Origin of the sequence: Neptunomonas marina, assembly GCF_004005935.1 — a bacterium.
Taxonomy (GTDB): Bacteria; Pseudomonadota; Gammaproteobacteria; order Pseudomonadales; family Balneatricaceae; genus Neptunomonas; species Neptunomonas marina.
Window position 1 is genome coordinate 61471 of the sequence record NZ_SACQ01000010.1, and the last position, 11601, is coordinate 73071.

General features: G+C 46.9%; 13 protein-coding genes and 3 tRNA genes. 9 read left to right on the forward strand and 7 right to left on the reverse strand.

Annotated elements, in window-relative coordinates; genetic code table 11:
• Positions 1–17 precede the first annotated feature (17 nt).
• Positions 18–1148 carry an acyltransferase family protein gene (locus tag EOE65_RS16705; RefSeq protein WP_127695846.1) on the forward strand — a complete coding sequence of 377 codons (1131 nt, stop codon included), beginning with the start codon at positions 18–20 and terminating at the stop codon, positions 1146–1148.
• A 56-nt stretch (positions 1149–1204) separates the two neighbouring features.
• Here EOE65_RS16705 and EOE65_RS16710 read toward each other — a convergent pair whose 3' ends face one another.
• Complete coding sequence (locus tag EOE65_RS16710; RefSeq protein WP_127695848.1) at positions 1205–1696, reverse strand: TlpA disulfide reductase family protein; 492 nt, start codon at positions 1694–1696, stop codon at positions 1205–1207.
• A 109-nt stretch (positions 1697–1805) separates the two neighbouring features.
• On the opposite strand from EOE65_RS16710, the gene EOE65_RS16715 reads away from it, so the two are divergent.
• Together EOE65_RS16715 and EOE65_RS18060 are read left to right on the forward strand one after the other, a co-directional pair.
• Positions 1806–2675, forward strand: coding sequence for an NAD(P)-dependent oxidoreductase (locus tag EOE65_RS16715; protein WP_127695850.1), 870 nt, complete (start codon positions 1806–1808; stop codon positions 2673–2675).
• Between the two features lie 55 nt (positions 2676–2730).
• A complete protein-coding gene (locus tag EOE65_RS18060; protein ID WP_164847147.1) occupies positions 2731–2880 on the forward strand; it encodes a hypothetical protein in 150 nt (49 codons plus the stop codon).
• 64 nt (positions 2881–2944) lie between these two features.
• On the opposite strand, the gene EOE65_RS16720 is transcribed toward EOE65_RS18060, so the two are convergent.
• Entirely contained in the window at positions 2945–3823 is an 879-nt protein-coding gene (locus tag EOE65_RS16720) for a DUF1853 family protein (protein WP_127695852.1), read from the reverse strand.
• Positions 3824–3902: 79 nt separating this feature from the next.
• Here EOE65_RS16720 and EOE65_RS16725 point away from each other — a divergent pair, with 79 nt between their 5' ends.
• From EOE65_RS16725 to EOE65_RS16750, 6 genes are all read left to right on the forward strand, one after another.
• Complete coding sequence (locus tag EOE65_RS16725) at positions 3903–4199, forward strand: excinuclease ABC subunit C (protein WP_127695854.1); 297 nt, start codon at positions 3903–3905, stop codon at positions 4197–4199.
• Between the two features lie 9 nt (positions 4200–4208).
• Positions 4209–6026: an excinuclease ABC subunit UvrC gene (gene uvrC / locus EOE65_RS16730; protein WP_127695856.1), complete on the forward strand. Its 1818-nt coding sequence runs from the start codon at positions 4209–4211 to the stop codon at positions 6024–6026.
• Between the two features lie 2 nt (positions 6027–6028).
• Complete coding sequence (gene pgsA, locus EOE65_RS16735; protein WP_240657027.1) at positions 6029–6607, forward strand: CDP-diacylglycerol--glycerol-3-phosphate 3-phosphatidyltransferase; 579 nt, start codon at positions 6029–6031, stop codon at positions 6605–6607.
• A 96-nt stretch (positions 6608–6703) separates the two neighbouring features.
• Positions 6704–6779, forward strand: a tRNA-Gly gene (locus EOE65_RS16740).
• Positions 6780–6795: 16 nt separating this feature from the next.
• A tRNA-Cys gene (locus tag EOE65_RS16745) sits at positions 6796–6869 on the forward strand.
• 36 nt (positions 6870–6905) lie between these two features.
• A tRNA-Leu gene (locus EOE65_RS16750) sits at positions 6906–6992 on the forward strand.
• A 251-nt stretch (positions 6993–7243) separates the two neighbouring features.
• Here the strand turns inward: EOE65_RS16750 and EOE65_RS16755 are convergent.
• The 5 genes from EOE65_RS16755 to EOE65_RS16775 form a co-directional block, all read right to left on the reverse strand.
• Positions 7244–7687 (reverse strand): DUF6756 family protein, encoded by a 444-nt coding sequence (locus EOE65_RS16755; RefSeq protein WP_127695858.1) that lies wholly within the window; start codon positions 7685–7687, stop codon positions 7244–7246.
• 462 nt (positions 7688–8149) lie between these two features.
• A complete protein-coding gene (locus EOE65_RS16760; RefSeq protein WP_127695860.1) occupies positions 8150–9766 on the reverse strand; it encodes a DUF4435 domain-containing protein in 1617 nt (538 codons plus the stop codon).
• Between the two features lie 37 nt (positions 9767–9803).
• Entirely contained in the window at positions 9804–10307 is a 504-nt protein-coding gene (locus EOE65_RS16765; RefSeq protein WP_164847148.1) for a hypothetical protein, read from the reverse strand.
• A gap of 90 nt (positions 10308–10397) precedes the next feature.
• Positions 10398–11375, reverse strand: coding sequence for a hypothetical protein (locus EOE65_RS16770; protein ID WP_127695864.1), 978 nt, complete (start codon positions 11373–11375; stop codon positions 10398–10400).
• A 134-nt stretch (positions 11376–11509) separates the two neighbouring features.
• A partial coding sequence (locus EOE65_RS16775; protein WP_164847143.1) for an IS3 family transposase occupies positions 11510–11601 on the reverse strand: 92 nt, incomplete at its 5' end.

Below are 11601 nucleotides of genomic sequence, written 5' to 3' on the forward strand. Positions count from 1 at the left end.
TAAAAGAACACAGTGCCATGTCTGCTCTGACAGGCTTTCGCGGATTGGCTGCGCTTTGGGTTTTGGTGTATCACGCATGGGTTTATGCGGTACCTAAAGAGCTAACATTTAGCCTCTTTGGAGAGTCATTTTATGGCCACGTTTTTCTCTCTTTGGGTTGGGCGGGGGTGCAAGTGTTTTTTGTGCTCTCGGCCTTTCTGCTGACATTGCCGTTTGCTCGTGCCCATGCAGGGCTTGGTGAATATCCGCGCACTGACGAGTTTCTTATCAAGCGGGTGGTTAGGGTTTTTCCCGCATATTACCTTCAAGTTGGGGTACTGTTTTCGATCGCTTGGCTGCTCAATGGCGACCTTCCCGTGCCCTTTAGTCAATTGCCTGGTTATGCGCTGATGCTGTTTGTCCCTGAACCTATTGGGTTGGGGACACAAGAGATTAACGGCGTCTGGTGGACGCTGCCCATCGAGTTTTCGTTCTACTTATTACTACCCGTGATCGCTTCATGTTTGCGCTGGCGCTACACCTTGTGGGTGCTTATTGGGTCGTTGCTCTGCATGTTGATGTGGCGGTTTGTAATGGTGGCTATTGTTGAGGCAAAGCCGCTCTACTTCTCGGCCCAGCAAGTGTTTGGGAGTATGGACTCCTTTGGGTTGGGCATGGTCGCTGCGTTGATTCATGTGCAATATGTCGAGAAATCAGCAGGTGGTTCGCGCTACCGAGCGGTTCTTTGGTCACTAACATTAGCGACACCGGTGCTGTTTTTCTTGCTGGGGCAGTGGATGATGCGCCAACACATGAACTACTGGGGGCCATCGCTGATTTTCTACACATGGAGTGCGCTCTTCAGTGTAGGTGTTGTTGTGCTGGTATTACAGAGTACCCGTAAGCCCGATACATGGTTCAATCGTGTGTTTGGCAGCCCGATATTCTTCTATCTTGGGATGGTCAGTTACGGCGTTTATCTATGGCACTTACCCATTGTGAAATGGTTGCTTAGCACAGAGTTTTTTGCTTCATACGCGGGCTATAAGTTTCCCCCGCTAATGGTGGCTAGCTTCACACTAACACTGCTGGTTGCAGCCCTCTCATGGCACCTTTATGAGCGTAGAGTGATTGATTATTCACGGCGTTGGCTGGCTAAAAGAAGGTAAGGAGTATGCGTTGGTCAATGCCCTAGCTGCCCAATCAATAGGGCATTGCCTGATAATTACGATTTTAGGGCGGTTTCAACCAGCGCTACTTGCTTCTCATCATCCCATTCACGGCCCCCCATGATAGTTTCAAGCAGCTCGCCATCTTTGCTGATCAGGTAGCTCATGGGTAAACCAGGAATACGAAACTCTTGAAACGAGCGGCTCTTTTCATCGAGTAAGATGGTAAAGGTCAGCTCGTTATCTAAGCCAAGTAAAAAGGCTTCGATAGCATCAGCAGACTCTCCGGCGTTGATCGCAACAATTTCGAAAGGCTGGTCGGCAAATTTATCCTGCAATCGCTGCATCGAGGGCATCTCGCGCACGCAAGGTGGACACCATGTTGCCCAGAAGTTTAGCAACACGACCTTGCCCTCATACTCATAAAGGCTGACCTCCTTACCCTCTAAATTGGGAAAAGCGAGATCGTAGAATTTTGTTGTTTCGGCCTGCACCGACCATGCTGTTGTAAGCAATAAAAATGACATCAAAATACGTTTCAGCAGCATTGTAGCCCCCTGAGTCAATCGTGTTATATACATAGCGTCAACGCTGTGAGTGTGGCATAAATAGTACCCTTAATTGTAACGATAATATCACTGGGATGAAGGATTTCGCATGAAAGTCGCGTTTATCGGTTTGGGAACAATGGGCTATCCAATGGCTGGACACCTGAAAGCACAGGGCCATGAGGTTGCGGTTTACAACCGTACAGCAGCGAAGGCAGCGCAATGGGTTGCTGAACATGGCGGTACCAGCGGAGCAACACCTGCAGAAGCTGCACAAGATGCGCACATCGTTTTTGTTTGTGTGGGTAACGATGACGATCTGCGAGAGGTTACCACCGGTGAGCACGGCGTGCTCAAAGCCATGAGTGCAGGAAGCCATCTTGTCGATCATACAACCGCTTCTGCTGAAGTGGCACGTGAGCTTAGTGTTGTGGCGCAAGCGCAAGGGGTTGGCTTCCTCGATGCGCCGGTATCGGGTGGCCAGGCGGGTGCTGAGAACGGTGTGCTAAGTGTGATGGTCGGCGGTTCGGCGGCTTCTTACGACGTGGCAGAACCTGTTATGCAGGCTTACGGTAAGTCGATTCGTCTGCTGGGTGAGGCGGGCAGTGGCCAACTGGCGAAGATGGTTAACCAAATTTGTATCGCTGGCCTCGTGCAGGGTTTATCCGAGGCGGTGCACTTTGCGCAAAAAGCTAACTTAGATGCTGAGCAAGTTTTCGATGTCATCCAGCATGGTGCGGCGGGCTCATGGCAGATGGTGAATCGCCACAAAACGATGCTAGCCGATGAGTTTGACTTTGGCTTTGCCGTTGATTGGATGCGTAAAGATCTGGGTATTACATTAGATGAAGCCCGCCGCAATGGCGCGCAATTGCCCGTGACAGCTTTGGTTGATCAGTTCTATGCAGAAGTGCAGCGCTTAGGTGGTGGACGCTGGGATACATCGAGCCTCGTAAAGCGTTTTGATGAAGATCAATAAGTTGTTATACTAGCGCGCATTTGATTAATAATGATTAGACAAAAGGTGCGGTTCTATGTTTGGTATTGATATCTACAACTTTACTTCTTTCGCTCCGAGCATGGTTGTTGTGGGCGGTTGCGTTGCGATGGTCGTGGTTGGTGTGCGTATGCTGAAGAAATTCATGGCAGAAGACGCGGCTAAAGCGGCGGCACAAGAGAAGTAGTACTGCGGCATTTGTCGTCATCAAGAGGTGCTGTTTTACAGCACCTTTTTTGTTTAGGGCCTCGTTATTTTTCTCGGTCTGGCCAGCTGTTCGAAACCACCATGGCACGGCTCTTTTCCGTCCACTCGCCATCTTGATTCTCCATCTCTGCCAGCATCAGCGGCTCATGGCACTGTGAGCGCAGGGCAATAATATGCGGCCATGAAACGAGTCTGTCTGCGCGCTCAGCCGACGAAAAGTGTGCAGGCCCTGCCAACCAATAGGGTTTGGCTAAGATCATAAACTTCGCGTTGTTCAGATCGGTCTGGCTTGCTAACTGGCCATTATGCAGCCACCACCCCCGTCGATGACTCGGATTGATTGCAGGGTGAAGCGCTGTAACGCTCTGCCATTGTGCTCTTGGGTAAAACAGAATACCCGGCATTAAAAAACAGGACCGTGTTGGTGTGTCAAACCCCAGTTGAGTTAGCTTTGATGCACTTAAAGCACTTTGACCAAGCGGCAGTTGATGGGTGATTAAACGGCGCCACTTTTTATCCAACCGATCCCGTCCACCCGGGCCGATAAAGTGTTCGAGTTGTTGGGCGGAGCCGTTGAGTAAGTAAAACTTGATCGCAAGCTCAAGATGAACGGTTTCCTCTGCCGTCTCGTAAACGAGATCGAGTTCACCGACAGTGCGTTTGTGATGCGTGAGAGGGATGTTCCTCAGCAGTCGCCCCGTTGACTGAGGGCCGCAAAAAAGAGCTTCAACGGTGGTTTCGAACTGCTTTCCCAAACGATAAGCCGGCGGCTCTGCGGGCACATAGGGCAGGTCGGGCAGGAGGGATACGTCTTGGCTGGGCACAAACACCGAAAAGCGCGGTGTATCCGCCATCAACGAGGGGGTGCGATACAGCCACTCGAGATCAGTTTTTAGGTTAAGGGGAGCGGGTTTATTTGCCATAACGAACGAGACCTACCGTGGATAGCGGGCATTGATCATGGTACTTTAGCACGTTGCAACACAGCTTGATGAGAGAGTCATGAGTAGAGAAACCCTTAGCGCTATTCGCCGCGAAGATTTAGCACCGCTGGCGTCCGATACCAACATCAACACGATCTTGATGAATGGCGCCCAGATAGCCCTTAGCAAGCTTAAACGCGCGCCACACTTTAATGCGCGCCTGTACTACTACGCAGAGATCGGAGTTTTTCTTGAGGTATCCTTATCGCGGGGTGCAGGTATCTCTGACGGAACCCGTGAAGCGTTAAAAGAGATTCACACCGAAGCGACTCACATCCACATGCAAGCGAACAAAGCTCGTCGAGAAGCAAAATAGCCTACGTAAATGTTTGATAGTAAAGCCTTCTTAGCTCATCTGACGCAGCGTCCGGGTGTTTATCAGATGCGGGACGCTCAGGGCGAGTTACTCTATATTGGTAAAGCGAAAAACCTTAAAAAAAGGGTGAGCAGCTACTTCCGTGCGTCGGGTTTAAGCACTAAAACCCAAGCACTGGTGCGCCATATCGCTGATATCGATATCACGGTAACCCATAGCGAGACCGAAGCATTACTACTTGAGCAGACCCTGATCAAGGAAAACCGCCCGCCCTATAACATCCTGCTGCGCGATGATAAAAGCTACCCCTATATCTTTGTCTCTGAGAACGAGGCTTATCCGGTACTCACCTTTCACCGTGGCGCGAAGCGCAAGAAGGGCAAATACTTTGGCCCTTTTCCGAGCCGCAATGCCGTAACGGATAGCCTAAATATCCTGCAAAAAGTATTTAAGATTCGCCAGTGTGATGAAAGCTTCTTCCGCAACCGCTCGCGCCCTTGCTTGCAGTACCAGATAAAACGTTGCAGTGCGCCGTGTGTTGAAGCGATCTCAACGCAGGATTACGCCGAAGATGTGCGCCACGCCACCATGTTTTTGGAAGGTAAAAGCCACACCATCATGAAGGAGCTTGCCGAGCAGATGGAGAGCGCCTCTGGGCGTTTGGATTTTGAGCGTGCAGCGGATTACCGTGATCAGATTCAAAGCTTGCAGCTCGTGCAAGAGCAGCAATACGTGACTGGCGGGCAGGGGGATGCCGATGTTATTGGTTGTGCCGTGATGCCCGGTGGTGTATGCGTGCATGTGCTGTTTGTGCGCGGCGGACGAGTGGTAGGTAGTAAAGCTGTTCATCCTCGCGTATCGATTGAGGATACCGCCGAGACGATTTTGTCAGCCTTTATCGCCCAGTGGTACATCGGTAGCGCCCGTGAAATACCAGCGGCGATTATCGTAACCCATGAGCTAGACGATAACGCCTGTATCGAAGAGGCGCTGCAACAGCAACGTGGCAAGCGCGTGAATCTTACCCATCGTGTAAAAGGTGAGCGCAGCGGTTGGCAAAAACTGGCCCAAACCAATGCCGAGCAGCACTTGGCGAGCCACTTAGCGAGCAAAAAGAACATCTATCAGCGCTACTTAGCTATGCAAGAGGTGTTTAGCTTAGATGCTGTTCCGAAGCGGCTGGAGTGTTTTGATATCTCCCATAGCTCTGGTGAAGCAACGGTTGCATCCTGTGTTGTTTTCGATCGAGATGGCCCGCTTAAAAAGGACTATCGTCGCTTTAACATCGAAGATATCACTCCCGGTGATGACTACGCCGCAATGCATCAAGCGCTGATGCGCCGCTACACTCGCATCAAAAAAGGTGAGGGTGTGCTGCCCGATATCTTGCTGATCGATGGTGGTAAAGGGCAGGTGTCCCAAGCGATAGATGTTCTGCGTGAGCTACAAATTAACGATGTACAGATTATCGGTGTTGCTAAGGGTAGTACGCGAAAAGCCGGCTTTGAAACCTTGGTAATGGCTGAAACAGGCGATGAAGTAACCTTGGCATCGGACTCGCCCGCGCTGCACCTCATTCAGCATGTACGCGATGAAGCGCACCGGTTTGCGATAGCAGGGCACCGTGCCCGCCGTGGTAAAGCGCGCAAGCAATCGCGCCTTGAAGGTATCCCCGGTGTTGGTCCAAAACGGCGCCGAGAGTTGCTCAAACACTTCGGTGGTGTACCTGCTGTTGAGAGCGCGAGTGTTGAAGAAATTGCAAAAGTCACTAGTATAAGCCGGACGTTAGCAGAAGAAATCTATGCAGCGTTACATCCAGAAGTATGACCATGGAGCTTACAGCACGTATGCTGACCCGCATTAAAATTCCTAACCTGCTAACGTTGTTGCGTATAATTCTTATCCCCGTCTTTGTGGTGATCTACTACTTGCCGTGGGAGTGCGCGGGCCTCGCAGCGGGCGCTGTTTTCGCATTCGCCGCCGTTACCGACTGGTTTGACGGCTATTTAGCCCGCAAGCTTGATCAAGCCTCGGCGCTTGGCGCATTCCTTGATCCGGTTGCGGATAAGCTGATCGTTGTTGCCGCCTTAGTGATGCTAGTGGAAACCTTCAATGAAGCGTGGATTACGCTACCCGTTATGGTGATCATTAGCCGTGAAGTGCTGATCTCTGCACTACGCGAATGGATGGCAGAGCTTGGAAAGCGCGCCAGTGTTGCCGTATCGTTTGTGGGCAAAGTTAAAACCGCCTTGCAGATGCTGGCTATCTTTTTGATGATTACCTTTACACCCTTCAGCGAGCTTTCGTGGGCGGGGATTGGTGCCCTTTATATCGCCGCGGCGCTGACGTTGTGGTCGATGATTGTATACCTGAAAGCCGCGTGGCCAGATCTTACAGAAGACCTGTAAGTGGTTAATCTTTAAGCAAAAATAATATTATTTTTTATTGTTTTTTGGTTGACACCCGCGGTGATCTCTCTATAATACGCTCCACTGTTTCGCAGCGCGGGAATAGCTCAGTTGGTAGAGCACAACCTTGCCAAGGTTGGGGTCGCGAGTTCGAGTCTCGTTTCCCGCTCCAAATGCAAACAGATGAAGGCGCGATGGTAGAGTGGTTATGCAGCGGACTGCAACTCCGTGTACGCCGGTTCGATTCCGGCTCGCGCCTCCATTATTCCCTCTTCCCGATCAATCGTGGAAGCACCCAGCCCGGGTGGTGGAATTGGTAGACACAGGAGACTTAAAATCTCCCGACTTCACGGTCGTGCCGGTTCAAGTCCGGCCCCGGGCACCATTTAAAGCTTTTTTATTTCGCAGCTTTTGCAAAATTCTTTGTTTATCAAATATTCCAGCCTATCCGGTCGTTCGTTTCTTATTAGTCCTCCGGCAGCAATCGTGATTAGACGTAAATTGTTACGTCAGGCCTACGAGTAATTTACATCAGATAGCTTAGCGATGGTATTGTTTAAAAAGGGCTAAAGGTTATGGGCTGAAATTTTTGCGAAGTAAAACCAGCCCGCTATTTTTGTCACCTAGATGCACTTGTTAAGCATTTTCTCGCTCGGATTCAATGCTACCCTTAAGAACCATTGCACCATGATGATTTTCACAAATTAGCCATGATATTTCTTTGTTAGTAATGCAGTATTCAAAATATCTTGTTTCGGACAATACGCTAACAATTGCCTTTCCAGTGCCCTCAAGAACCCAGTACTTACCGTCTTCATCTGATGCGATAAACCAGTAGCTGCCTGATTGGCTGATGAGTGAATTGAGTTCTTCAATGCCATCATCTGGTTGATAGCTCGTATACGGTTCTTTAATGGAGTCCCAAAGCCAAATTCTATCAAGACTTTGTTTGCCATGAGATAGGAAACAATTGGCCAGCTTGTCCATTATCCATTGCCAATCATTCATGCGAAGAAATTCAAGCCCATCTATATTTTCGGAGCTTATAACTTCATTGAGTTCATCGCGCAGTGTATTCATATTGACGCTTAACGTCGCGGTAATGGGCTGGCCAAGCGCAGCTGGGGCAGTCCAGTGGAGGACTGAGAGCCCGGAACAAAATTGATCGCCTTGTTATGCATTGGTTTCCCTTTGGCAGTGAGGGTAGACCTTTGCTGCTTTTAGAATTTCTTCTGTACAGTTTGGGCATGGATAGCGCTTACTATTTTTCTGTATGACTACAAAGAGTACGCCAATGGGACCGAGAGTAAGCCCATTAATGAACCCAAGAAATGGAAAACCTCGTTGCATACCAATGTAGGTACACAGGATTGTACAAACTATCCAAAGGACAATAATAAGGTCTGAATTTCTAGCGATTACCATTGTAATTTCATTCATTGAATTGAAACTCCATTTTCACCTCCAGCTACAGATGCATAACGCCGCGCTCACCGGTAAATTATGAGCGCAGCGAGTATTTTATCCGCGTGCAGCGCTTTGTTATGCGATTTTTTCTCCGAAAGCACCAAAGTACCCCTTTAGAGCATTTTTGATTTCTAATCTATTTTCACTATTGGCCAATCTTACGACGAACTCGGCTAGCTCTCCATGCGCCAAACCAAGGTGATTGCTAAGTTGTCGGGCTAAAGACTTCCTGTTGTATATGCGTAACGCCAATAAGTAATCATTTTCACTTACTGCCTGATTAAACAGCGCTTCACTCTCATTGTAGAGATCATCAACATTAATGCTCTCATAAAGGGATGAGAGTGCATCATGCAGAGCATCTTTACCTTTAGATTTTTCGTCAAAGCAATTCAATCTAAATTTGATCTCACTAGCTACGCGCAGCGAAATCTGATTCTCCAATTCAGAATTTATCTTATTTAGAACAAACTCAGCAGAGGATTGACAATCGGCATCTGGATCTCGTGCCAATCTAGTGCTAACTACTTTGATTATTTCCGGGACGCAGAAAAGGTTTTCTACTTCCGCCACCTCAAGTGTATAAATTCCATTTGCTTGCAGAGTTGTGATTTCTGAATCTACTCGGCGATCTCTGTCAATTATTCCGAAAACATCTAAATGATGTAGCTGCTCACTTGCTTTTAAAGCCTTAACCAATTGAATTACTTGGCTGCAAGAGCCACTTGGCACTACCAAGTAGTCGCTTAGAACTGCTCTGTACAAAGATGTGTCGTAGCTCCCATTCTCGCCTTCAACGAAGGCCACCGGCTTTCTGCTGCCAAGCACTTCGATCAATAGTGACTCAGGAAGTCCTTCAATCTCGTTAACTATTTCCCAGTTCCAGTTCAAACCATCAAAAGATTTGAGCCATATCTTCTTTGATTCATGTAGAGAAGCCGCAAAATCAACATCATGTGTCATGTAAACGAACAAACAGTCAGGCCTTAACCCTTCAATTTCTCTCCATAGTGGGGCTTGTACCGACTTATGAAGATGAAGTTCGGGCTCATCGATAATTATTATTCCGTCTTTTGGGGCAGCTAAACATTGGCCAATAAGGTAGAAAATGACTCTTTCACCATCACTCATTTCTGACGCGCTATAAGCTTTATCTTTGTCACCTTTAACGCACGTTTGAATTCTAAGCCCTCCTAGGATCAGCTCTCTATGTGGCAGAACCTTCTCCCAAACCTGCTTTACTAAATCGAGTTTAGTTATGGGAGGTTCTACTTTGTCAGCAGTAGCTTTTGATGCGCTTAGATATTTTGCACTCTCTTCTGTGTGATCCGAAAATAGGTAAACCATCAGTCTTTCGTAATCATTTAAAAGAAAAGTTGATGGTTTCCTTCCCCAGCGGTGTCCTTGCTTGTAAACCCAAAAGTTTCCGTCTTGTGCATCAGCATGCCCATAAAGCAATTCTTTTTCCGCCTTATCTATGGATTTTGGCGTAGTGTTATCAGGCATTGATAGCGACTTCTGAGCTGATATTCTATGCACCTTTTCTTTTTGTGGTGACTCACTTTCTATCCATGTTCCTAAACGTGTTTTCCCTGCCCCGTTAGCGCCGATTAATAGCAGACTTTGCCGTGTTTGGATTTCCTCAGTTCCGCTGCCTGTTTTAGGAAGTTGCAGTCTAAACATATTTTCCATAATTTTTCTTCTCTCGAACTCTCAACGCATAACGCCTTTAGCAGAGGCGCGCGGCTTTTTGCGCGTCCTGCTGGCTAAACTTGTTAAATGCCAACTGCACTGCTGACATTTTTGATTCATCGTATTCCCACAGCTCAACACCTTCTGGTATCAGATGGCTATAAGCACGGATATAGTATTCTGCCAATGTCTCCTTACGCTTTTCGCTGTAATCAAGGAGTACGAACATTATTTTTCGGTAGCCGGGAGATGTAGCTAAAAAATAGTACATAGCCTCGTTCCAAACGGTTAGCTTAGCACTAGGCACGTTATCATTTGGTGCTGTCCATTTGTGTGACTTGCACTCAACTAATACCTTTTTATCAAGACACCCTAAATCAAAAGCATGATCTTTCTTGATTTTGCTAATACCAACAGGAATCTTTACATTAAGTTCAAGAGCAAGGCCTTTATCAGCAAAGAAGCTCTGAGCTGCCAGTTCAAAATCTCGTCCTACATGAGCATTGGACTTTGACCCTATTCTTTGGTGCGGCTTATCCATGACTCTCCTTGGCATTTAACGCCTCAATAACCGGCGCAGCTTTGCTGCGTCCGGCACCGAAGGTGCGTAGTTGATTGATTTGTTATGCCCTTAGTATGAACTGTCATGATTTTCCTTTTTCAAGGCTCCGTTGGTGATAGAGAAGGAGAACGTATGATTGTGTTTAGGTGTTATTGCCGATGAGCCAAATTTATAATATTCACTGGTGTCATCTACTTCATACCGCATTGTTATTTTGTTGATATTTTTTTCTTTTGCTATTAGAGAAAGGTTGTTTCTTAGCTCACCTAGCTCTTTATCTAGGTTGTTGAGCTGGTTTTCTGATGCAAAGTGAAGGATTAAAGACTTCTCTAATATATCACCTTCTTTTTCTACGTTTATTTCATCTGTCATTGAGTTCGGAACAATGAAGTTTGCTTTGAATTCATTGTTATTAGCAGAAACCATGATCTTGAACAGGTTGTAGAAAATAAAAATATCATTTTCTTCATTCGAGATGTTGTGGAGAATGTTGTTGAGGCCAGAATGAGAGCCATTTAGAGGTCTTCTCTCAGGCAGTTTTGTTTTTCCAACATAATGAACAACGGTCTCTATACCTATGTCTATTTGGTTGTTAAGTAAAAAATCATGCAGGGGAGCGGTGTATTTGTCACCAATGTTATCTGTAAAGGTGATAAATTTGTCGGTTACTTCAACTTTAGGCCTGTCAGATTTTTTCTTTGGGGCTGGCAAGGTGATTTTAACTGGTTTTTTATCCCTTCCAACTTCTAAGTATAAGTAGAGTTTTTTGCCTGTAATCGAGTATCTGGGCTTTTTTGAAAGGCTGAACCTAACTTTCTTTCGGCTGCATATAAAATAGACAAATCTCTTTTCTAAATTGTCGTTTACCTGTTTGTTTAGCTTTTTAAACCTTTCTATGAATAGCTCTTTGAGAGGGAAAATTTCATGAGAATTAACAACTAGGTCATACCAAACCATATCAGATTGCTGGAGTTCAATATTCCATTCTTTTTCTGACTCAATGTAGATTTTGTTCTTTATGATCGTGTCGTAGTCACCTCTTGCCATTTTTTCTCCGATATTTGAAAAGGGCATAACGCCCAGTTAACGGGCAAATAGTGTTTGGCTAAAATTTGGAACGCAGTGACAAAAGCCAAACAGTATTTGTGATCTTCCCCCGAAAAAGTGGACACCACTTTCGCTTACGCCGTCATAGCTTCATATTCGACCGGACTCTGGTAATTTAAACTGGAGTGCAATCGAATTCGATTATAAAAATGCTGGATGTAACCAA